Origin of the sequence: Vibrio splendidus (assembly GCF_002873455.1) — a bacterium.
GTDB classification, from domain to species: domain Bacteria; phylum Pseudomonadota; class Gammaproteobacteria; order Enterobacterales; family Vibrionaceae; genus Vibrio; species Vibrio splendidus_J.
Map to the genome: position 1 here is coordinate 40729 of NZ_MCUN01000019.1, position 21417 is coordinate 62145.

General features: G+C 41.6%; 24 protein-coding genes. 19 read left to right on the plus strand and 5 right to left on the minus strand.

The window, feature by feature from the left end; translation table 11 throughout:
• The first annotated feature begins 4 nt into the window (after positions 1-4).
• Positions 5-313, plus strand: coding sequence for a hypothetical protein (locus tag BCU75_RS16265; protein WP_102466512.1), 309 nt, complete (start codon positions 5-7; stop codon positions 311-313).
• A complete protein-coding gene (locus tag BCU75_RS16270) occupies positions 306-515 on the plus strand; it encodes a hypothetical protein (protein WP_016787191.1) in 210 nt (69 codons plus the stop codon). Before BCU75_RS16265 ends, BCU75_RS16270 begins: the two co-directional genes overlap by 8 nt.
• Before the next feature lie 97 nt (positions 516-612).
• Here the strand turns inward: BCU75_RS16270 and BCU75_RS16275 are convergent, their stop codons facing one another.
• Positions 613-1194, minus strand: coding sequence for a DUF2913 family protein (locus BCU75_RS16275; protein WP_102332448.1), 582 nt, complete (start codon positions 1192-1194; stop codon positions 613-615).
• 261 nt (positions 1195-1455) lie between these two features.
• Here BCU75_RS16275 and BCU75_RS16280 point away from each other — a divergent pair, with 261 nt between their 5' ends.
• The 15 genes from BCU75_RS16280 (at position 1456) to BCU75_RS16350 (ending at position 12731) form a co-directional block, all read left to right on the plus strand.
• Entirely contained in the window at positions 1456-2253 is a 798-nt protein-coding gene (locus BCU75_RS16280; RefSeq protein ID WP_017098126.1) for a ParA family protein, read from the plus strand.
• Complete coding sequence (locus BCU75_RS16285) at positions 2250-3224, plus strand: ParB/RepB/Spo0J family partition protein (RefSeq protein WP_102466513.1); 975 nt, start codon at positions 2250-2252, stop codon at positions 3222-3224. Before BCU75_RS16280 ends, BCU75_RS16285 begins: the two co-directional genes overlap by 4 nt.
• A complete protein-coding gene (locus tag BCU75_RS16290) occupies positions 3214-3618 on the plus strand; it encodes a hypothetical protein (RefSeq protein ID WP_102466514.1) in 405 nt (134 codons plus the stop codon). The genes BCU75_RS16285 and BCU75_RS16290 overlap by 11 nt, the downstream gene beginning before the upstream one ends.
• 182 nt (positions 3619-3800) lie before the next feature.
• A complete protein-coding gene (locus tag BCU75_RS16295; protein ID WP_102466515.1) occupies positions 3801-4172 on the plus strand; it encodes a hypothetical protein in 372 nt (123 codons plus the stop codon).
• Positions 4173-4195: 23 nt separating this feature from the next.
• A complete protein-coding gene (locus BCU75_RS24625; RefSeq protein ID WP_241904477.1) occupies positions 4196-4993 on the plus strand; it encodes a hypothetical protein in 798 nt (265 codons plus the stop codon).
• A 927-nt stretch (positions 4994-5920) separates the two neighbouring features.
• Positions 5921-6352 carry a hypothetical protein gene (locus BCU75_RS16305; RefSeq protein WP_016799665.1) on the plus strand — a complete coding sequence of 144 codons (432 nt, stop codon included), beginning with the start codon at positions 5921-5923 and terminating at the stop codon, positions 6350-6352.
• A gap of 51 nt (positions 6353-6403) precedes the next feature.
• Positions 6404-6889 (plus strand): RadC family protein, encoded by a 486-nt coding sequence (gene radC, locus BCU75_RS16310; protein ID WP_016799664.1) that lies wholly within the window; start codon positions 6404-6406, stop codon positions 6887-6889.
• Positions 6890-6992: 103 nt separating this feature from the next.
• A complete protein-coding gene (locus BCU75_RS16315; RefSeq protein ID WP_016800122.1) occupies positions 6993-7289 on the plus strand; it encodes a hypothetical protein in 297 nt (98 codons plus the stop codon).
• Positions 7290-8004: 715 nt separating this feature from the next.
• The gene (locus BCU75_RS16320) at positions 8005-8388 is read left to right on the plus strand and encodes a hypothetical protein (RefSeq protein ID WP_102466516.1); all 384 of its coding nucleotides are present in this window, start codon (positions 8005-8007) and stop codon (positions 8386-8388) included.
• A 40-nt stretch (positions 8389-8428) separates the two neighbouring features.
• Positions 8429-8815 (plus strand): DUF7659 family protein, encoded by a 387-nt coding sequence (locus BCU75_RS16325; RefSeq protein WP_102466517.1) that lies wholly within the window; start codon positions 8429-8431, stop codon positions 8813-8815.
• 76 nt (positions 8816-8891) lie between these two features.
• A complete protein-coding gene (locus tag BCU75_RS16330) occupies positions 8892-9227 on the plus strand; it encodes a type I restriction endonuclease subunit M (RefSeq protein ID WP_102466518.1) in 336 nt (111 codons plus the stop codon).
• Positions 9228-9282: 55 nt separating this feature from the next.
• Positions 9283-9726: a lytic transglycosylase domain-containing protein gene (locus BCU75_RS16335; protein WP_372315769.1), complete on the plus strand. Its 444-nt coding sequence runs from the start codon at positions 9283-9285 to the stop codon at positions 9724-9726.
• Between the two features lie 353 nt (positions 9727-10079).
• On the plus strand, positions 10080-11207 hold the full coding sequence (locus BCU75_RS16340; RefSeq protein ID WP_102466519.1) for a site-specific integrase: 1128 nt from the start codon (positions 10080-10082) through the stop codon (positions 11205-11207).
• On the plus strand, positions 11153-12484 hold the full coding sequence (locus BCU75_RS16345; protein ID WP_241905389.1) for a tyrosine-type recombinase/integrase: 1332 nt from the start codon (positions 11153-11155) through the stop codon (positions 12482-12484). The genes BCU75_RS16340 and BCU75_RS16345 overlap by 55 nt, the downstream gene beginning before the upstream one ends.
• Before the next feature lie 52 nt (positions 12485-12536).
• On the plus strand, positions 12537-12731 hold the full coding sequence (locus tag BCU75_RS16350) for a hypothetical protein (RefSeq protein ID WP_102474454.1): 195 nt from the start codon (positions 12537-12539) through the stop codon (positions 12729-12731).
• Here BCU75_RS16350 and BCU75_RS16355 read toward each other — a convergent pair.
• Positions 12728-13993: a NupC/NupG family nucleoside CNT transporter gene (locus BCU75_RS16355; RefSeq protein WP_054543035.1), complete on the minus strand. Its 1266-nt coding sequence runs from the start codon at positions 13991-13993 to the stop codon at positions 12728-12730. The two genes, BCU75_RS16350 and BCU75_RS16355, sit on opposite strands and share 4 nt — an antisense overlap.
• 63 nt (positions 13994-14056) lie before the next feature.
• The gene (locus BCU75_RS16360) at positions 14057-15265 is read right to left on the minus strand and encodes an adenosylhomocysteinase (protein ID WP_054543034.1); all 1209 of its coding nucleotides are present in this window, start codon (positions 15263-15265) and stop codon (positions 14057-14059) included.
• Positions 15266-15446: 181 nt separating this feature from the next.
• On the opposite strand from BCU75_RS16360, the gene BCU75_RS16365 reads away from it, so the two are divergent.
• Together BCU75_RS16365 and BCU75_RS16370 are read left to right on the plus strand one after the other, a co-directional pair.
• Positions 15447-16328, plus strand: a complete 882-nt coding sequence (locus BCU75_RS16365) for a LysR family transcriptional regulator (protein WP_102474455.1) — start codon at positions 15447-15449, stop codon at positions 16326-16328.
• Between the two features lie 139 nt (positions 16329-16467).
• Complete coding sequence (locus BCU75_RS16370; RefSeq protein ID WP_054543032.1) at positions 16468-18345, plus strand: metallophosphoesterase; 1878 nt, start codon at positions 16468-16470, stop codon at positions 18343-18345.
• A 395-nt stretch (positions 18346-18740) separates the two neighbouring features.
• Here the strand turns inward: BCU75_RS16370 and BCU75_RS16375 are convergent, their stop codons facing one another.
• Together BCU75_RS16375 and BCU75_RS16380 are read right to left on the minus strand one after the other, a co-directional pair.
• A complete protein-coding gene (locus BCU75_RS16375) occupies positions 18741-20231 on the minus strand; it encodes a DUF4041 domain-containing protein (RefSeq protein ID WP_102474456.1) in 1491 nt (496 codons plus the stop codon).
• Between the two features lie 308 nt (positions 20232-20539).
• On the minus strand, positions 20540-21298 hold the full coding sequence (locus tag BCU75_RS16380; RefSeq protein ID WP_102474457.1) for an isocitrate lyase/PEP mutase family protein: 759 nt from the start codon (positions 21296-21298) through the stop codon (positions 20540-20542).
• Positions 21299-21417 lie beyond the last annotated feature (119 nt).

The following is a 21417-nucleotide window of genomic DNA, read 5'->3' on the forward strand; positions in this document are numbered from 1 at the left end:
AATCGTGTCACGTCCATTACTTGATGATGCTGTATTAAAATTGATTGATGCAAAGCTAATGCTCAATGGTCACGTTACCAGTAAAGATATTTACCGTCATTTGGGCTTAGGCCGTCAAAAGGTGAGTAAGGTCTTTCAAGACTATTTAGCGGCTAATCCAGATTCGATGGTCTACGTTCCTGCTAAGAAAAAATATATGGTTACAGATTCCTTCAAGCCGTGTTTTCTTGGTGAAGTTAAAGCCGGTGAGTTTGTTGATGCTTTAATCACTGTTTTTGGAATCTTTAACGTGAGCGAAAACAATAATGACTGACAAATTTAAGTATTTCATAATAGTTAGCCAAGATAGTGAAGATGTAGAGCGTTCAGAAGGGACTATTGCGTATTTTGCTAATCCAGTAGGCAAAGGCGATACAGTCTATTGGGATCATGAAAATGGGAGCAGTGGAGGTGTTATAAAAGTTGTAGAGCACCACCCTACGGTATCTATTCTTATTGTTAAAAAAATAGACTAGAGCCCCCCTGCTCTTACTAGATGTGCTTGTTTTCGTGAGCATATTAACTAAGAGCAAAATGTTTATAGAAGTAATCACTCTCCTTAGTAGTGTCCCCTTACCTCTCACGATGCAGTAAAAGGTGAATGACTTCATCTTTATCTTCACTAACAATTTCAACGCGATAAATCCCTTTGGCTTGCAGTGCTTTAATTAATAATTTCAACCGATGGGTTTTCACTGTCATGGCCAATGGCTTTATTTGATTGCTGTCTTCATCAAATCCTTGCTCTACGCTTTTTTCTTTCATGTAGAGAGTGTCTCGTTCAATCTCTTTTTCTATATCTTCCAGCATCGATGGGAATTGATACTGCTCAAATAACTCCGTTAACATGATATAGAGTTCGTCAGCCTGTGAAAATTTGGCTTGATACTCGAGATTCAGTCGATTGATATCCCATAGCTTTTCTTCAAGGTTACCTGTTCCACTGCGGCCAATACTGAGCATTGTCTTTAGTTCATTTTTACATGTCGAAAACTGAGGGCGCTTTACTTTTGGTTTGATGAACTTTACTAACAGCTCGTTTCTTCTTTTAGTTGTCCAAAATCCGCCTTGCTGACTCATCGTGCAATACAGTCCGAGAAGTGAATTTGTTACAAGTTCATCAAGGGCTTGATAGTGTTTAAGGTTCCGACTCATGAGTTTATTCTATCTAGATAACTGAAGCCTTAGTTTATCAGAAAAGTAGCGTTAACATCTTAGAGAGGCTTATCACGATAATTGGTATTTGGTAAAAGATCTCATAAGTTATTCGGTAGTTACCCCTGAAGTTTTGTGTAAATTATGACCGATCAATTTTGCATGCAAAATCTTGTTTTTTCCTATTGACTTTTTAGTGGCTTATCCGTACTATTAACCTTGTAATCAGGCGTTAACGCCAGTCTCAAAGGAGTAATACTAATGGGTAAAATCGTCGCGATCGGTAATGAAAAAGGTGGAGTTGGTAAGACGACTACGGTTGTTAACTTGGCTTACTACTTTTCTCATGTGCGTAGTAAAAAAGTGTTGGTTGTAGATATGGATCCGCAATGTAATTTGACGGATAAGTATTTTGACCAAAATGACGAGAGCAAAGCAAAACCCGCCTCTATCACTCGTAAAGTCGGTGAGGCGAATGTCATTTCATTTTTCGATGAAGAGTTCTATGGTGAGCCAGTCGAACTCAATTCAAATCTTCATATCTTTGGTGCTACTTTCAACATCAGCAGTCTTAACAACTGTACAAATGATGAAATTGGTTTCTTTGCTCAAAACATAAATAAACTGGCTGAACAATACGACTACGTATTTATCGACACCGCCCCTTCTGTTGGAAACCTGCAATACTCGGCCCTTATCGCGTGTGATGGTTTATTGATTCCTACCACAGCAGAAGAAGACAGTTTTCAAGGTGTATCGAAGATCCTTAAATCCGTAGCGCGTATCAAAAGTACTTATGGTCTGGATGTATCTGTATTAGGTATGTACCTAAACATGGTGAAAAAAGTCCCAACTCAATTGCAAGATTATTTCGCTACCAAGTTGTCTGAGGATTATGGCGACCTGGTATTCAAGACTCAGGTGATCCATACAACTAGGGTTTCAGAAGCCTCAGCGTTCAAGCAAAGCATTATTGAGTACGACGCTAAAAAAGCTGAATACATCAATATCAATGCTTTGATGCAAGAGTTTGAGTTGAAAGCGGAGGCGTTGTCATGAGTAGTAAAAAAGATTTTAAATCTTTAATGAGCAATAAGTCTAAATCGTTGCTCGATGAAGAAATCAACGAGATAAAACCTGGTGAGAGCGTTGTTCTGATCCCTAAAGAGGACATCTATTCATCCGAACAGGTACGCAAATTCTTTGATGAAGAGTACATTGCAGATCTGTCTAAAAACATGGACGATATTGGCCAGCTTCAACCCATTGTTGTGACTCATAAAGATATTCGTGGCTACAAAATACAAGTGGGTGAGTGTCGTTGGAGAGCGGCCAACCTGAGTGATAAAATCACTCACGTAGAGTGTTTGGTGCGTGACCCGGGAACAGTGTTAGCGCAACTATCAGAAAACCTTCATAGAAACGATCTTACTCCTTTTGAAACTGGCCGCGCTTTAGAGCTGCTAATGGAAGAGCAAGGGATTGTTGAGAACAAAGATCTAGCTAATGTTGTGAGCTTATCAGAGTCTCGTATTAGCGCTTTCCGAAAGGCAGCTCAATGCCCTCCTTATATTGAGCTTGCTTATCACAATGGCATTATCCGCGATGTCGATACCGTCAACTCTCTACGTATTGCAGCAGAACTCAGCGAGGCAGAAACAAAGAAACTTCTTAAATCTCCTGTTTCACGTAAAGAAGCTAAAGAGCTTGTAAAAAACCTAAAGGCTTCTAAGAAAGAGGCTAAATCAAAGCAAGCTGATGAAGAACAACCCTCCCCTGAGCATCAAGAAGTAACAAATGAGGCGTCTTTAAATGAAGTCACTCAAACGAAAGTATCAGGTGCTACCCCTACCCCGAAAAATAATGGAATAAGAATATCGTTTGAGGGGGAGCAAGGCTTCATTGATCTCAATGGCCAAGCCGAAAGTGGCCAAATAGTTATTGTACTCGATTCTAGTCCAGGGAAATTGACAGTACCAGCCAGAGATATTGCAGTGATTGGGTATCACTCGATAGAACATGTCCACTAATAAAAAAAAGTTGGCTCAAGTAGTGAATACTCATCGAGCCAGCCTAATTAAGTTGTACTCATTACATTTCGAAGGCAGTGCTACTCAAGCCATTGAACAAATAACGACTAGAGCCGTCGATCGGTCCTATGTTGCTCATAGGCCCCCCCCTCCAGGTGAAGTAATAAAATCTTGGATTATTGAAAGTCGCGCTCCTCAATGGGCTTGTAGAGCCTCCTTTGACTTGTTGATTGAGCTTGATTGGTTGCCAAATACTGATATTGAAAAAGCTATTACAGCTCGCTTTCTTCTCTTGAATGACTACCCAATCAATGAAAGTTGGAAAGTGTTATTAGGCGAGTGGCTAGAACTTGCAAAGCAAGCAAAAAATGAGAACTCCGGCGAATACGAATAACTGAACGTTAGTTGCGGCGTTTTTAAATAATGTAGAAGAACAACGTGAAGACTGAGAACTTGGCGCGCGTATGCTATTTGAGAAGACTAAATCCAAACTTCTCACAGACCAAGAATCAATGAGCGAAGATTGGGCGCGTCGATGCAGTCAATGACACCAATAAAATAAACAGAGAATCCGTCATGATTTTTTCATATGAACAAAGAATTAAGCACTTACATGAGCTTTCTCAATTACCTAGACAATCACTTTGTTTTCAGCTTTTAACGATCATGAACCTTTGTCATCACAACTTGGATAATGACAAGGTCGAACGATTGAAATTAGATGATGAAACCTTTTTCTATGAGGCTAATTCACTGAAAGAGCAACTGCTCGATGTGCCGAGTCTTAGTAATTCCCATAAGGTGCTCTATCTCCTACTCGATGCGGGTTTTATTGAGCGACGAGTGTTAGATAAAGATGGCCAAGTCGTTATTGGTGATAGCTACCAAAGAAATACGGCCAAAATCTATTGGCGTATATCCGACAAAGGGTTAAGTGTTTTCGGTTGATTAAATATTCTAGGAGTTAAGTTATGAACGAAGAACTATTCAAGTATTGGGATTCAGATAAAGCCAAGAAAAAGCAAACCGCGCTCACGCGTTTAAGTAATGGTTTAGCCAAGGAGCTTTTAGGAGACCGAAACACTAAGTCGCTGTTTAGTGATGAAGAAATTGAAGCGATCGAAAAAGCTAGAGAAGCCCTGGATAGTGCTAAATATAAGTTCACTCACCTTAAAGAGAAACGACTTAGAGATGAGCAAGAAAAAAAACGAGCTAAAGACGCTAGACAGGCTTTAGCCAAGAAACTTGCCATTGCATACATTAAAGGCTCAGGTTCGTACCCGCTCACGACTTTTTCTAGAAATCACTTCTACCTATTATGCATGTTGAATGACCTACGAATTGGTTTTACGCTTAGTATCAACGAATTTGATATTGGGGATTACAGTGGTGTGGTAACTCCTGATGAAGAGCATTGCCGACGGATGAAACATTACAATGTTGATACTCTTAAACGAGAGCTAGAAGAACGCGTGATTACTTGGATTCTCGGTGCCTGGACGTATTCTGGAGAGCCAATAAATGAACCTAAAGCGAGACTAGCTGATCTGACTTCAAAGCTCGATGCGGCTTTTGTTGGTAGAGTCGATGAAAGATACAAGGTGCAGATAGAGCATCTTGAAAAATATAACCGAGCTATTGATGCAAAAGTTAAACGATCTGAATTTAAGATTGTTCAAGATTGTTCAAGATTGTTCAAGATTGATTTGAGCGATATCCCTTCTTTACTTCTTTTAACGTTCTTTTCTATCAAACTCAAAGAGCGTTAAAGCGACACTCGATTTTGCATGCAAAATTGGACTAGCACAAACCTTACGCGGGTATGGAAGGATTATGTGTCTATTCTTCAGGGTTAGTATCGATATATGACTACAACGTATTTTGGTGATTTCTCACCGGACGAGTGTTTACGGCGAAATTGCTAAATGTTTAGCTGAATACATCAATGTTGATGCTAATCATGAATGATTTTCCTATCCAAGTTCGATTCAATGCCAGTAAAAGCGTTGATATGGAAATGTGTAAACGATATGAATAGTCTGGTAGTCGTGCCGGCACATTAAGAACTGATGTGCTTTATCAAATGGTACTCGCTATGGTATAGGCTAATTATAACGGTTCGATTAAGAGCGATGAGTTGTAGAAAATCATTGAATTAGTTGATGGTTCATCGTCCCAGGATGAAAATAAAGAGCTAGTTTAAAGGATATGAATGAACTTGGGGGATAGGAGAGTTAGTCTCTTCCTAGAACAATTAAGCCCTGCCTTGGGCGTTACCCTTCGGGCAAGGCTTTTCGCTTGTATCTTTCACCTATGGCCTAAGAGTGGCATCACCCTGATGAGTCACTCCGTGCCGCCCCAGAATGTACCTCTCTACAGTCCCTATCTAAAAGGATATCGCTGCAATCCTAAACGCCTGCGCCTCGTCATTCTTCCTCGTTGCCGCTTGTCGTGCCTCCTCACTCCTTTCACTGACATCCATTAAGTTCGAGTAAGGGCTTGTTGCCTTATGTGCCGATTTTCCTTTCGACTCGCATCATTTGATGGGGCTCGTAGGCTGTTAACCCTCCTCAATCAGAACCTTTTCTGCAAGGGTAAATGAACGCTTCGCGCCCCTGCAGAGAAGAACCCTGTTTGAGGTAGGGACAGCCAAGCGGCTCCATAAAAGTGATACTCAAACAGAAAGGAAACTCCTCATGGCACAACGACACTCAAGCCCAACTCTCTCTAAATCGATGTTCAGCGACCAGCGTTTCGCCGCTGGGCACGAAAGCTCACCAAAAAATGATATCTCCTGTCAGGTCGTTGAACGTGCAGTTCGTTCGACTGTTTCAGCTACGGTTTCAAAAGGACTTATCTGGGTAAATTCCACTGACTTTAATTCGACTGTTCGAGCGGTCAAAGTGCATGAGATTTTACTTAAGGAGTTTGGTTATACCGATTCTTTGATCTTGGAGGAAAGCCAGAAAGGAAAAGGGGTGAGCATTAGCGTATGTGACCGAGTGACGACTGTGAAACAGATGCGAGAAGATTATGCCTACGCGAAAAAAGAAGAGAGAAACGTTGAAACGACCGCTAAGCATCAAGAAATAGCGAAAGACCTTCTGACTAGCTTGTATGGCCAATAACACGGACTGAGCGCCGCCCATCACGACTTTAAATATTAAAAGGGATCTATTATGTCTGTACTTGCTAACTACTCTAATCACAGCCTTTTCTCTGTAGAAGAAAAAGATATCTTGAACCATGCCGCGAGCATTTTAAAATCTAAGTTGTTTGTGTCAGAGCAGACGCCACTCAACTCCCCTGAATTGGTGAAGTCATTTTGTCAGACTTCACTCGCCTCCAATGAAAGCGAAGTGTTTGGGGTGATCTTTCTTGATAGTCAGCATCGAGTTTTACGCACAAAAGAGATGTTTAACGGCACCATTGACGCCGCATCCGTTTACCCGCGTGAAGTGGTCAAGGAGTCACTGGCCACAAATGCAAGTGCAGTCATTTTTTATCATAATCATCCCAGCGGTGATGCCACACCCAGCCAAGCCGATCGACGTATTACTCGACGACTGACCGACGCGTTAGCCTTGGTTGATATTCGAGTACTCGATCACTTCGTTGTGTCTTTTGAAGATGTGGTGTCGTTTGCGGAGCGTGGTTGGATATAGCCATTAGTTGGTGAAAAATGTTTCTCATTCACGCCTATTCTGGCGTGAATGACTTCGGTAACGTAATGCAGTAAACTAAAGACAACTAAATAAGGTTTCTATTATGTCTGAATCAAGCAAAGTCACATTAAGCGTTGAAGAGCTGATCAACCTAACCGCTCATGCTGCCACTCAAGAGCAGTTAAATGATACGCGTAAAGAACTCGATCAGAAGATCGAAGCGGTTCGTCATGAGCTTTCAGATAAAATCGACACGGTTCGCAATGAGCTTTCAGATAAAATCGATACGGTTCGTAATGAAGTGAGTTCCCTTAAAAACCTCATTATTGCAACAGCCTTCGCGATGATTGCGACGGTAGCCGGTGCCGCGTTTTGGGTTGGTAGTCATATCAACGTTTAATGTTCAAATATGTTTTCTGAAATGCCTCTTATCCTAGAGGCATTTTTTTTACCTCGTGATTGCTGTGTACGCTTGGGTTTCTGCGCTAAAAGAGGTTGAGCCAAAGGCTCGACCGCAAGCGGTCGTCAAAACGGCTCTCAGTACCACAGTACGCCCATTGACTCGATGCTTGATTGTATTGCTGTGTATTGATGTCAATTTGTGGTTGCGTGGCTGATAGGGCTCAATTGACGAGTTTTTTATGATGATCGTTTAAAGCGGATTTGAAGCACAGCGTCGTAATAAGGGCTTGGATTGGGCGTTACCCCTACGGGGCAAGGCTTTTCGCTTGTATCTTTCATCTATGGCCTAAGAGTGGCATCACCCTGGTGAGTCACTGCGTGCCGCTCCAGAATGTGCCTCTCTACAGTCCCTATCTAAAAGGATATCGCTGCAATCCTGAACGCACTTCTCTCACTGCGTTCGTTGCGCCTCGTCGTTCCTCCTCGTTGCTTTCCCTGCCTTTGAATAAGTTCGAGTAAGGCTTGTTTTCTTATGCGCCGATTTCCTTTCACTCGCATCATTTACGGGCTCGCAGGCTGTTAACCGTCTCTCCCCACAACCTGATTTGCAAGGGTAAATGAACGCTGCGCGCCCTTGCAAAGCAGAACGATGGTGAGAGAGCGGACAGCCAAGCGGCTCCGAAAAGTGATACTCAAACAAAAGGAAAATCCTCATGGCGCAACAAAATTCAAACCTAACTCTCTCTAATTCAAATTCAGTGACCAGCGTTTCGCCGCTGGAGCACGAAAGCTCACCAAAAAATGATATCTCTAAGCGCGTGAACCCAGTAGGGCTAAGTCGTGATTTTGCCCTATCAGGAGCAACATCTGTGGAAAATATTGTCGTGGTTGCCGCTCATGTAAAAGCAAGAGCCAGGCATTCCAGTGTTTGGCTAGAACTGACGGTTTTATTCCCAGAAACAGAACTCAATAAGCCGTATTGGGGGCAAGGCATCGCGAGAGGTCATGTGATTACTGAAACAAATAAGGTAGGGCTGAATAGTCGTGCTGTCGTCATGGGATGGGTGACAGATAGCCATCAATATATCGAAGTATAAAGACTTGATACCCCTTAGTTATAAAATGGAGACTTAAATAATGAAATATCTCTCACACTATATTCAAGACAAACAAACTCAGGCTTTTAATGATGCTGGGGCGTTCTTTGCTTTTTCTAATCAACAGTTCGATGAGGCAAAAAAAGATAGCGTGAAACACGCATCACTAGGTATGGGGTTAATTTGCCCAGTTGATAATGCCAAGCAATTAATGACTCGTTTAGATTCCATCGCTCAAGAAGGGATCGCCGAAGATATCAAAGAGAACGGGAAAAAGGCGATCATTCGTCGTGAGTTATTTAATCATGAGTGTTTCTACACCAATGATATTTGTGACTGTGTGGAAAAGCTCGAAGGGTATGGCATCACTTACGATGAAATTCATGAAGTGTTTAATCATATTCGTAAAACGGAAGACGTTTATTAAGCGTGAAAATTAAAGCGCCTTGATATTTGCTGTCTCAAATATCAAGGCATGTTCAATTACATCGGAGTTAGATTTAATGAACATTCTGAATGCTACACAAGATAGAGAAGAAACGAAAGCAAAATTTTACATGTGTACGGCCGTGCCGTTTTCGTTAGGTAAAGTGGTCTATACGAATGGTATTGAGCAGTTATTAGATAGTCATGTCGGTGTTAATCTGTCGATTTATTTGCAGTGTCACCAAAGTGGAAATTGGGGAGAGACTTGCATTGAAGATAAAATCACCAATGACGAAGCAACCAAAACAGGCGAGAGAGTGATATCGAATTATACGATTTGTGATCAATCGGTTTGGATAATAACTGAACGTGACCGCAGCGTGACCACAATTTTATTACCTTGTGAATATTGATATCTTAATGGGATGGCATAAAATGAGAGTCCTATTATTAGGGCTCTTTTTTATGATGAAACCATTACTTTATCTTTCGCTGTTATCGCCGTGTTTCAGTTGGGCTTTTTGCTTTGATGAGGCAGGGCGATTTTATAATGTCGACCCACAGCTTTTAAAATCCATTGCCACGGTAGAAAGTAGCCTAAATCCGAACGCGTACAATGAAAATAAAAATAGAGTCGGTGAGGTGGTTAGTCGTGACTTTGGATTGATGCAAATCAATTCCCATTGGTTTGATCGACTATCCGAATTTAATGTGAATGAAACAAACATCTATCATCCTTGCTTTAATGTTCATCTTGGCGCGTGGGTATTAAGTTCTAATTTTTCTAGTCATGGTTATAACTGGAACAGCGTCGGCGCGTATAATGCGGGTTTTTCCAAACGCACCGAAAACGCCAGAAAAATATACATCCAAAAAGTCCAATCGGTTTATTTTAAGATGAACGTTCAATAAAAGGCCTTGCACCATGGTGGTGCAAGGCCTTTAGCTTTTCCTTTCGCTTTCTTCCTTCAATTTCCAGCTCCCCCGCATCCCTCGTTTGTCAGATTCATTCGCCACCTGGTCGGCTTTTGTCTTTCGCTGTCAGTTTTTCCCGTCGCTTTGATTAGGGACTCAGATCATTCGTTCTGAGTTGTTGGTTAGTTGAGTTGGTGACCACACACCACGTCAAATAGAAGTTCGATTTGAATGGTTGTCTGTTGTAAGTGACTGATAGTTAAGGTGTTAAAGTTTTCGCTTTTTTCATGTTATGGCATTTTTGATAACGTTTTTTTGTTCAAAAATGCCCCTGTAAACAGGAGCTAAAAATGAAAAAAATGCCGCTTACTCAGCGATTTATCGAGCGTGTAAAACCGACGTCGATCATACAAGAATACTATGATAGCAAGGTGTCTACACTGTATTTACGAGTCTACCCATCAGGAAGGCGAGTTTTTTTTGTTCGTTTTCAGAGTGACGGATTGAGAAAGAATTCTAAGATAGGCTGTGCGTTAGAGTGCTCACTGCGCCAAGCAAGACGCAAAGCCTTGCAGCTTGTTCATCAAGTTCGAAGTCCGACAATAGAAGTATTACCCACAATAACGGTGCAAGCATTCGGACAAGAGTTTTTTAAGCGTTATCCACGTCACTGGAAGCCTCGTACTTTGAAAAAAAACGAAAGTGCTTTTCGTCTTCATATCGCTCCTTACCTTGGAGATAAGGAGGTGAAATCCATTGATCGAAACGAGGTAGAGCGGTGGTTTGCTCAGTTAAGTCATGTGAAAGGCTCAGCTAACCAAGCGTTAGTCTTGCTGTCGGTCATGATGCAGCAATGTGAAACGTGGGGTTATCGTCCTAAAAATACCAATCCTTGCCGTGGTTTCAAACGTTATAAAGCCGGAGCAGTCGAACGCTACCTTGATAAAGACGAATTACGCCAATTATGGGGGATCTTAGACTCGTTAGAGAAAGATAATCCAGATAAGGTTATGATTATTCGACTTTTAATATATACAGGTTGTCGCTCATCGGAAGTCAGAACATTGCAATGGAAAGAGTACAGAGGTCGTCACTGGCATTTATTAGACAGTAAAACGGGGGCGAAAACAGTGTACCTTTGCACACAAGTCAGGGCTTACCTTGACGCATGGCAATCAGAGAGTGATTACCTGTTTCCGGCTCCTTGCAACATTCAACCCATATCGATAAATCAGTTGACTGAATTCTGGAGGAAAGTTCGCCAGTTAGCAGGATTGGAAGGGGTACGCTTGCATGATTTACGTCATACCTACGCGAGCCTTGCTATTCAGTCGAAGGTGAACTTAGTCGTATTAAGTCGCCTTTTAGGGCATGCGGAAGCGGAAACCACCTTGAAGTATGCGCATTTAGGGCGTGAAGACGTGTGTCAGGCGGCCACGCATGTGGCGAGTGTACTAGTAAAGGGGATGCGCTCATGAAATCACTGTTATTTTCATCGAAGGTGGTTCAATCACTTAACGCCAAAGCTCGAACGTATACAGTGTGGGATACCAAGAATCCAGCGTTAGGGGTTCGGGTGTATGCGGATGGTCGCCGTTTCTATGTGACTTATTTACCCATTCCTAATAAGACGTTAGCGGCAGTGGGGCAATTCACCTTAAAGCAAGCCAGAGACCACGTACAAGCTTTGCAGAGCTCTTTTTTAGAAAAAGAGGCAAAACCGATACGGTTAATCCGTTTTGATGCGTTAGTGAAAGAAGAGTGGACGGAGACGGTCTTAAAGGAATGGAAACCCAGTACGCAAGCGGGGGCGTTGAGCGCCTTAAGAAAACATTTGTTACCAGAGTTTGGTCGTTATCCCGTTGGCCGTATTGATTCGTGTCATGTACACCGTTGGTTTGATGAGCTTAGTCAGAGTTACGCAGGGGCTGCAAATCGTAATCTTGATGTGCTTCGCTCTATCTTCAAATATGCAGTTAAGCAGGGCTACTGCATGAATAACCCTTGTGATGGTATCCAGCAAAACAGAAAAAAGAAGCTCAATCGTTTTTTGAGTTTGGATGAGTTGGCACGATTCCATAAGGCATTGATGGTGGTTAGCCAACAAGGAGATATGGAAGCGTGTTGTTGTCAGGTCTTAAACTTGATTTTGCTTACAGGTTGTCGTGTTTCGGAGGTAACAGGCTTGAAATGGTCTTTTATTAAAGGCAATGAGTGGTACTTACCAGACAGTAAGACGGGGGCGAAGGTAGTGTATGTTGGTAAGGAGGCGCAACAACTTCTTTTAGATATCTCAAATCAAGCTTGGTCGAAACATAGTAAGCCCCACGATGATGTTTTTGCTCCTTTGCGTCGTTTTGTGAGTCGTGCAACTAAGGTCGGGGTGATATGGCAACAGGTGAGAGCTTTAGCGAATATCGAAGATGTCCGTATTCACGACTTGCGTCATACTTTTGCCAGTTATGCGGTATTAGAAGGGTATCCTATTCCTATGGTGTCGAAGTTATTAGGTCACGCACGCATTTCATCCACGCTTCGTTATACACATGTAGATGATGCGCAAGTCTCTGAATCCGCAGAGAGAGTAGGGGACGTTATCACTGAAATAATAACCGTAGAAAGAGAAAGTCATTCTAAGGTTAAGAAGCGTAAATCCAGAGCTCTTAAAGCCAAGCCAAAACCGAAAGCATCCAACATAGTGACCGACGAGCAGATAAGGGACATTAGAAATGAACTCGATTTTTTATCTTGGTAAATAATGAGCGAGTAAACACTATAAGCTGCCTAATTGGTGTTAGGTGGCTTAGGTGTTGAAAATTATTTTTGGACAGAAACGTGTCAGCGAGCTTCCTAAATTAGTGATTTATGAATTACTTCAAGTATTGCAAACCTCCAATCAAGTGGCCGAACTCACTCAGCCACTACAGTCCACTATATTTAGTGCCATACAAGAAATAGAGAAAGGCTTCTTGAGCCTCTTAAAGCTTTTCTCTATAGGTTAAAAGGACAAAAACAGACCAGCGATTGTCGCGCTCATTAAGTTAGATAACGTACCGGCAAGAATGGCATATAAACACAGGCTAGAGATCTCCGAGCGTCTTTCTTTTGCCATACTACCTAGGCCACCTAGCAACATAGCTGCAGCTGAGAAATTAGCAAAACCACACAGTGCAAAGGTGATGATTGCCGTAGTACGTTCAGATAACGGGTTGTCGATTAGGAATTCAGTAAAATTAACGTAGGCGACAAATTCATTGAGTACTAATTTTTGACCAATGAACGTTGCCGCACTAAACGCTTCTTCTAGTGGTATACCAATGATCACAGCAAGAGGCGAAAATAGGTAGCCAAGTATGAGTTCTAATGATAGTTCAGGCAGCCCAACAAATCCGCCGACTAAACCTAGCAGGCCATTTAAAAGGGCAATTAAAGCAATAAATGCTAAAAGCATACCACCCACATTAATCGCCAAAGCTACCCCATTAGATGCTCCCTCAGCGGCTGCATCAATAACATTGCTTGGCTTGTAAGCTTCTATTGATTCACTTACCTCACTATTTTTACGGTCAGCGTCCAACTCTTCAGGTTTCTTAGTTTCTGGCAATAAGATCTTGGCAAACAACAAGCCACCAGGCGCTGCCATAAATGATGCCGCAATCAGATACTCCATGTTTACGCCCATTGCAGCAAATCCACCTAGTACTGTACCGGCGATAGATGCAAGGCCACCACACATCACCGCGAATAACTCTGACCGACTAAGTTTATTAATATACGGCGCAATGACAAGAGGTGCCTCAGTTTGACCGACGAAGATATTTGCGGTTGCTGACATCGACTCAAATTTACTCGTACCTAGCAATTTCTGAAGGCCTCCTCCAAGGAAACGAATGAATATCTGCATAATGCCAAAATAGTACAAAACGGATACTAGGGCAGAAAAGAATACAATTACTGGCAATACGCGAATGGCAAAGACGAAGCCGCCGCCACCAAATATTTCAAACATCTTATCACTGGCTAAACCACCAAATAAGAATCCAATACCATCAGCAGAATAACCAAGAACAGCATTGATTCCATTTGATACATACTGGAGAAGATCTTTACCTATGGGTACAAACAGAACGAATGCACCGATTAAAAATTGAATAATAAATGCGCCAAGAACCGTTCTTATATTTATAGATTTTCGGTTCATAGAAAAGGCATAAGCGATACCGAGTAACGCTACCATGCCAAGTAGACTAAAGAGGATTTGCATAGAAATGTCCTTGTTCTTTCAAATAAAAACGGCAGACCTAAATAGCCTACCGCTCTGTTGGGATTAATGATTGATCCAGTGCTCACAAGCTAGCTCAGCCACCATCATTTCAATGTCGTATGGTACCGGCTGCGGTATCTTAGAGAGCGATTTAGCATTAAGCGCGATACGCTCAAGACTTAGCGTTTGAAGTGCGAGCCCTAAATCCATAATTTCGATTGGGTTACCATCACCGGCAGATAGGTTGACTAAGTTGGCATCAGAGAGGACAAACAACTCTTTATCTTCACCTTCTATTTGATAGGCTGTTACGTGTGGGCGAATACGATTAATTCCCTGACTCATATCTTTGAGTTCAGACAGATTAATTTCACGTTGGAAATGACCTGCGTTTGCAATAATTGTCTTATCACGCATGAGCTCGAAGTGCTCTTTACGCAAAACATCATCACGGCCAGTGATAGTCACAACCATGTCAGCATCAGGCAATGCCTTTTCAAGTGTTGAGGTGTAGAAGCCTTCCATATGCGCTTCAAGCTTCGTGAGCGAGTTACTTTCAACGACTGTGACATGAGCGCCCATACCACGAAGACGTTGGGCAGTACCAGAGCCACAGTAACCATAGCCGATCACAATCACTTTCTTGCCATGAAGCATCACGTTTGTTGCTCGCATCATGCCGTCAACGACAGAAGATCCAACGCCAAAGCGATTTTCGATGATACGTTTAGACATGGTGTCGTTAATGATCAACGTTGACCACTTATCAGACTTAAAGTCTTCACGTAGACGGTTAGCCCCTGTGGTCGTTTCTTCTGTTGCACCTAACAGTGAACTTTGTAGATGCTCAAACTCAGGGTGAGTGAACACAAGCTCATGTAAATCGGCACCATTATCAGCAATGATGTCTGGATTAAAACTAAGAACATTTTCACAATAGCGAATGTGGTCTTCAAATGACTCATTACGATGAGAAAATACGTGAACGCCGTAATCTTTCACCAGTGCTGCTGCGGTTTCATCTTGGGTTGATCCTGGGGAACCGGTCAAAACTACTTTGGCTCCACCTTTTGTCAAAGCTTCCATCCATACGCCAGTTTTAGCTTCTACGTGAAGGCAAATACCGATGGTTAATCCCTTAAATGGTTGTTCTTTCTCTAAGCGTTCGATAAGACTTCGCATAATTGGCATGTGTGCACGCGCCCAGTCAATTCGTTTCGTACCTTCTGGTGCAAGAGTTAGGTCTGCTACGTCATGGGTGATATTCGTCATTTCAGTATCCTTTTGTGGAAATTGGTATGGACACAGAATGAGTGAAATTGAGGTTTAGAAAAACAAAGCTACGTGGAAAGATTGTTCTTATAGAGAAACTATAATGTGAGGTGTGCAAAGGAACTCGTGAGCTCTTTTAGTAGTAATGCATTAGAATAGAATGACTATTAGAGGTACTCCGATGAAAAACCTGAACCTAAACTTGGTCACTACCTATTACACCGTAGTGAAGCATAATTCGTTCTCACAGGCCGCTGATGAATTGGTACTGTCTAAGTCTGTTGTCAGCAAGCAAATACGCCAGTTAGAGAATGAGTTGCAATGTACGCTTATTCAGCGAACAACCAGAACATTATCTTTAACAGAACAAGGGCAGTATCTCTATGAACGATACTCAAAGATTCTCGATGACATTAAAGAAGCTCATGATGTCATCGACCAACGAAATGACACTCTGAGCGGCTCTTTTAGGATACGCCTGCCAATTGTTCTTGAGCATGATTTGAATCTCATGCAAAAGATCAGCTCGTTTACTCAAATTTATCCCAATGTAGAACTGGAGGTCATGTATGGTTATACATTGGATGACCTTGTTTCAGAGGGTATAGATCTCGCCTTTCATATCGGCGATATGCCCAATAGCAGCTTTCGGTGTAGGAAGATTAAGAGCATCGGCACAAAGGTTGTCGCTTCTAGAGACTACTTAGAGAAAAATGGGACACCTAATATCCCATCAGACTTAAAAATGCATCGCTGTATGAACTACCGAAGTTGTCTAACAAAGGATAAATGGCGATTTAACTTTGCAGATGAATCACATGAATTTGTCGAGTTAAACTCAACGATTCGATCGGATTCAGAAGCTATGTTGGTCGAGATGGCCAAAAATGGAGTGGGCATTGCGTGTGCTTTGGATTTTTTAGTCGGTGATTATCTTGAACAAGAAGAACTGGTGAATATACTCACTGATTATACTTGGTCCACCGAGCTTTATTTTGTTTACCCAAGTGCGGCGATTACACCCCATAAGGTGCGAACATTTATTGACCACATGTTGAAATGATAGAGCCTGTCGTGAAATGACAATTCGTTAGGGGAAACAATAGAGTGATTGGCTTAGCGTAGAATTTTAATCGATCCTATTATTATGACTGCTGACTAGATCATTAAACAATCATTTATTGAACCTAAAGGCGGATAATATGAATAGGTCAGCTATATACAGTGGTTTGCTACTCACTTTTGCAGCAACACACGCAATGAGTGCGGAACATGCGAAACTTCGATTAATCGGTACATCAGACCTCCATTCTTACATGGATAACTTTGATTATTATGCTAATGAAAGAAGTGAAAAGTATGGGGCTGTTAACCTCATAGCTGAGATAGAGCATTACCGAAACGAAAGTGACAACTCCGTTCTAGCAGATACAGGTGATTTACTCGTAGGGAATCCGTTTGGTGATTTCATCGGTGGTCAGTGGCTAGCTGGACAAGCTAAAACAACACCTATCATTGATATTCTAAATGAACTTAATTTTGATGTGGCAGCTCCCGGTAACCATGACTTTGATTATGGTTTAGAGTATCTACATCTCAATTACGACAAAGCTAACTTTCCAACCGTTCTTTCTAATGTTTACAAATCAGGCTCAGAAACTCCTTATTTCAATCCCTATGTCATCGTTGAGAAGCCTGTAATCACTAAAGAAGGGACCAATCGTACAGTTAAGATTGGTTATATTGGGGTTGTTCCACCTCAAACCATGGAGTTAAATGCAAAATGGCTTGATGGAAAAGTAGATATCGTTGACCCCTTACCGCATGTGAAAAAATGGGCAGCAGAAGCAAAGGCAAATGGTGCTGACATCATCGTTGCTCTTGCTCATTCCGGTATGAAAGACGTTAAGTATTACGAGGGCATGGAAGATATGACTTGGCATTTAGCACAAGTAGAAGATGTGGATGCGATTCTATTTGGCCATACTCATAAGCCATTTCCAGGAAAGAAGTATCAATCGACTGAAAACGTTGATAACGAAAAAGGCACGATTTTCGGCAAGCCTGCGGCTCAGCCGGGGAAGTGGGGTGACCACATAGGTATTGTTGACCTAAGTTTGTCTTATGATGATAATGCCTGGACGATTACCGAAGGCTCCGCTTTTGTTGTCAAGAGCAATGAGCGATCTGAAACAGAGAGCCAACAACAAAAGGTGCGTCAATATACTGCGAACTACCACAAACAGATCCTAACAGAGTTTTCACGCCCTCTTGGTAAAGTTAACGTTGAGTTACGTAACGATTTCAATTTGCTTGGCAATGACAGTGTTTATCAAATTGTCGGTGACTCAATGATCAGTTTCGTTACAAATAAAAAAATTACTAAACTTCCAATTTTAAGCACCGTAGCCCCTGCTATTCACCGCAATGACTCTAACTTCTACTTAGGTTTGGAAGCTGGTGAGCTTACGACTCGTGACGTAGGTTCATTGGTTTATTCTTCAGACCTAATAGCGAAAGAGATGACAGGAAAAGAGCTTAAAGAGCTACTTGAAATTTCTGCCTCTATGTATGTTGAACCCAATGATGATAGTGGTTTGTTGATTAAACCAGATCACCTAACGTTTTTGTACTACAACATTTTAGGCATTAAATATAAAATCGATATCACGAAAGCTTCAACGCACAATTCGTTTGGGTTCCCTGTTGCAGAGGGTGAAGGTCGGATCACGGAGATGACTTATCAAGGCAAGCCGATCAAACACAATGACAAATTCTTATTGGTAGGTAGCAAATATAACCCTTATTTTGCACGCGAGTTAAAAGCGAAAAAAGAGTTTCTGAATATTGGCGACCCAAACTCACGTACTGTATTAAAAGAGTACCTGCAGCAGTCTCAAAAAGCATTAGACATTAATGTGGAAAATAACGTTACGTTAATTCTTGAACCCAATAAGAGCTACCGATTTCAAGCTAACAATGATAAGTCTAAACTAGCGGATTTTGTTCAACTTACAAGCATGCACATTAAATGGGAAAAGGAACAAGGTGGCAAAAACGTTTACGTTATTGAGCCTTAGCCAAACTATAATGAACAACTCACCATATGAGTGTAACGTATGTGCCCTATCATCATTGCATGGGCGCTTTTATTGTCTGGGAGACTTCAGAGATGGATGGGCTTAATATCAAATTTGCTTAACCTGCCCTTACAGAACCATGCTTTACCTATCACTTTACGACAAAGTAGAACTTTCTTGTTAGCTCAGAGTAACGTTTTGAAGTTGGTCGAATGAACGTACTTAGGCCTTGATGCTATCAGGCTTAACTCGTTTTGGGGTAGATCTGTACTAACTGAATTAGCTAGCTGGAAGATGGGAAATCAATCTGGGCTTAAAAATCTAGCCCAGATTAAATCTGATAGGCACCGAGTCAAAAATGGGTAACTGTCAGATCAGGGCTGAATTAGTACACTTTAAATGCTTTCAGCAAATTCAGGTTCCTTCGTCTTAGTTAAATCGGTGATAGCACCAAGCTCGATTGCTTCTTTCAACTCAGCTTGCTTGCGTATGGCTTTAGTTTCATTGAAGTCCTGTGCTACAGCCGTTTCGATGAACTCAGCATCATCAATATCGAAGTTCTTAACAGCTTTCTTGATGTCAGATAGGTCCACTTGGAAAAACTCTTTACGCCTATTCACCATGTTCAGACGGTCATTATCGAATACGCGATGCAACTCTTTCTCAAGAGAAGGTGCGTCAGTGGTGTGAATCATGGCGTGGACATCAAAACTGAATGGTACTGAAGCATCACCCAACTCCTTGACCCGATCCATTGGTTCGAGCCGGCGGGTCATACCAATCTTATAAACATTTTCTCCAAACGAGCCAATATTACTAATAACATAAACGTGACCTTGCTTGGTTTGCTCTGCCATACTCTGTGCACGTTGATGCTTTTGCTCTGCGGCTTCAAGATCAGACTGTAGCTGTGCGATCTGTTCTTCCAGTTTACTACGGGCTTCGTCATTCGCTGACTCAAGCTGTTTTCTAGCGGTCACAAGGGCTTTAGAAAAGCGTGCTTCTTCTTTGATGGCTTCTTGTTCCGCTTTCTTGATCTCAGCTTCAATCTTCGCTTCTTCACGCATTTGAGCCTTAATTTCAGCCTGTTCTTCTTTCTCTGTTTGTTTCTTTTCTTTGTGCTCGTGAGTCAGGCGAAGTTCCTCAACTTTTAATTGCAAATACTTATTTGAAATGACAATCGTGTTGGACTCATTTAGCTTATTAATTGCTTCAAAAGCTTTATTAATTCGCGCTTCCATCTTGACGACATTTTTCCATGTACAGTTGGCGATGGCTGCTTCACATTCGTTGTTGAATGCGCGAGCTGTGAGTCTAATGCCTCGGTCAGTCATCTTCTTACCTTCGACTTTTGAGTTACCTACCGTCCACTCAGTAGTGCAGTAAATCGCTCCAGAGGCATCCTTCAGGCGAAGAAGGTCTTTTTGACGCTCTTTGCACTCGTGGACTTTCTCTTTAAATTGCTCCGCAGTGTCAAAGTCAAAGTGTGGTTCGTAGAAGCCTAGCTCTAGCAACTCAACGTCATCGTCATAAATACCTATTTTATGGATGAGTGAGTCATATATGCCTTTCTTTTCTTTGTAACTCGACTTGAGTTGCTCAATATCATTTGTGACCTCAAGAAAAACTGCATTGGCTTCGTCTTGGCGTAATTTGGATGCTTGATTTCGAACCTCAATCTCTTTATCCACGTTGATGATGCCAGAATATTGCATCTCATAGTCAGCAAGTGCTTGAGAAGCCTTTTTGGTTTCCTGTTTGGAATCTTCCAGTTCTTGTTTTGTAGATTTAAGTCGAGTAATAAAGATAAAAAGCACTACAGCTAGTAATGCAGAAATCACTAGAAATGGTAGCGGGGGTAAATTTGCGAATGCTGATTGAGGCATTATCACTCCTGATTAAAAATTTCAGGTGTAGTTTAACAGAATAATTCGGAGGTATTATACCATTGTGTTTTATAAGGTTATTAAAACAAAGGGAAGACAATAGGGTCACATCTTGCGTTTTGCCGCGCATTACTTTTAGTATGTCAAAATTAGCTGCCGATCTGGAACGTATTTAGAAGCGAAACAAACAATGGGGCAGATCTGAGCTAGCTGGCACTTTTTGAGAAAAGTGCCACGAGTAAAACTTCAGGTCTATGAAGCCTCTGGACAAAAGTGTTTCAGCCTGAACGGGTTAAAACGAATATGAGCTATATGAATAATGCCTCAAAAGATTGATCTCTTTTAATTGAGGCCAAGATAGAGGATAGAGAGGCAAGCATTGCCTCATGTACAAAATTTCCCATGCTTATGCGTTTTACACCTAGAGTTTTCAGTTCTGAAAAACTAGGTAATCCCGGTAGACACATCACATTTATCGGTAATGACGTGCAATCGACAACTGATTTGATATCATCTTTTTTATTAATACATGGTAGAAAAATGCCATCTGCGCCCGCTTGTTGATATCTATTAATTCTCTCGATACTAGCTGCAAGAGGATCTTCAACATTAAGTAAGAACACGTCACTTCTGACATTAATAAAAATTTCAAAACTTGCTTCGTGAATGCATTCTTTAATTTTTTCTATTGTTTTTCCGAACAGAGCGCTGTCACGCAAGCTTCTTTCACCGTCTACCACGACACTGTCTTCTATGTTGACCCCAACAACTCCAACTTTGACTAATTCAATAATATTCTTTGCTATAATTTCAGGCGTCTCTCCGTAGCCAGATTCAAGATCTACGGTCAAAGGCAGTTCTGTAGACTTAACAATTGCTTTTACAATCGACAAAAGGTCTTTGAAACGGATATTTTCTCCATCTTCCTTCCCAAGGCTATTAGCAATAGCTGCGCTAGAAGTACCAAGGGCAGAAAAACCGACACTCTCGGCGATCTTCGCACTTGGTACATCCCATACATTACTAATAACTAGTGGTTCTTCCATTTTATGCATATTTTTGAACATATCTGATACTCCAATTTACTTTTGTATTGAATAATTTCAGGCAAATACTAACAACGGAAGAAAGATAAGGTGCGCCATTTTCGGAACTGAATGATAAATTTTTACAAGGCCTGTATTCA

Coding starts and splice junctions, on each gene's coding strand:
- BCU75_RS16270 (WP_016787191.1), top strand. CDS start 306: ATGACTGACAAATTTAAGTATTTCATAATAGTTAGCCAAGATAGTGAA.
- BCU75_RS16275 (WP_102332448.1), bottom strand. CDS start 1,194: ATGAGTCGGAACCTTAAACACTATCAAGCCCTTGATGAACTTGTAACA.
- BCU75_RS16280 (WP_017098126.1), top strand. CDS start 1,456: ATGGGTAAAATCGTCGCGATCGGTAATGAAAAAGGTGGAGTTGGTAAG.
- BCU75_RS16285 (WP_102466513.1), top strand. CDS start 2,250: ATGAGTAGTAAAAAAGATTTTAAATCTTTAATGAGCAATAAGTCTAAA.
- BCU75_RS16290 (WP_102466514.1), top strand. CDS start 3,214: ATGTCCACTAATAAAAAAAAGTTGGCTCAAGTAGTGAATACTCATCGA.
- BCU75_RS16295 (WP_102466515.1), top strand. CDS start 3,801: ATGATTTTTTCATATGAACAAAGAATTAAGCACTTACATGAGCTTTCT.
- BCU75_RS24625 (WP_241904477.1), top strand. CDS start 4,196: ATGAACGAAGAACTATTCAAGTATTGGGATTCAGATAAAGCCAAGAAA.
- BCU75_RS16305 (WP_016799665.1), top strand. CDS start 5,921: ATGGCACAACGACACTCAAGCCCAACTCTCTCTAAATCGATGTTCAGC.
- radC (WP_016799664.1), top strand. CDS start 6,404: ATGTCTGTACTTGCTAACTACTCTAATCACAGCCTTTTCTCTGTAGAA.
- BCU75_RS16315 (WP_016800122.1), top strand. CDS start 6,993: ATGTCTGAATCAAGCAAAGTCACATTAAGCGTTGAAGAGCTGATCAAC.
- BCU75_RS16320 (WP_102466516.1), top strand. CDS start 8,005: ATGGCGCAACAAAATTCAAACCTAACTCTCTCTAATTCAAATTCAGTG.
- BCU75_RS16325 (WP_102466517.1), top strand. CDS start 8,429: ATGAAATATCTCTCACACTATATTCAAGACAAACAAACTCAGGCTTTT.
- BCU75_RS16330 (WP_102466518.1), top strand. CDS start 8,892: ATGAACATTCTGAATGCTACACAAGATAGAGAAGAAACGAAAGCAAAA.
- BCU75_RS16335 (WP_372315769.1), top strand. CDS start 9,283: ATGAAACCATTACTTTATCTTTCGCTGTTATCGCCGTGTTTCAGTTGG.
- BCU75_RS16340 (WP_102466519.1), top strand. CDS start 10,080: ATGAAAAAAATGCCGCTTACTCAGCGATTTATCGAGCGTGTAAAACCG.
- BCU75_RS16355 (WP_054543035.1), bottom strand. CDS start 13,993: ATGCAAATCCTCTTTAGTCTACTTGGCATGGTAGCGTTACTCGGTATC.
- BCU75_RS16360 (WP_054543034.1), bottom strand. CDS start 15,265: ATGACGAATATCACCCATGACGTAGCAGACCTAACTCTTGCACCAGAA.
- BCU75_RS16365 (WP_102474455.1), top strand. CDS start 15,447: ATGAAAAACCTGAACCTAAACTTGGTCACTACCTATTACACCGTAGTG.
- BCU75_RS16370 (WP_054543032.1), top strand. CDS start 16,468: ATGAATAGGTCAGCTATATACAGTGGTTTGCTACTCACTTTTGCAGCA.
- BCU75_RS16375 (WP_102474456.1), bottom strand. CDS start 20,231: ATGCCTCAATCAGCATTCGCAAATTTACCCCCGCTACCATTTCTAGTG.
- BCU75_RS16380 (WP_102474457.1), bottom strand. CDS start 21,298: ATGTTCAAAAATATGCATAAAATGGAAGAACCACTAGTTATTAGTAAT.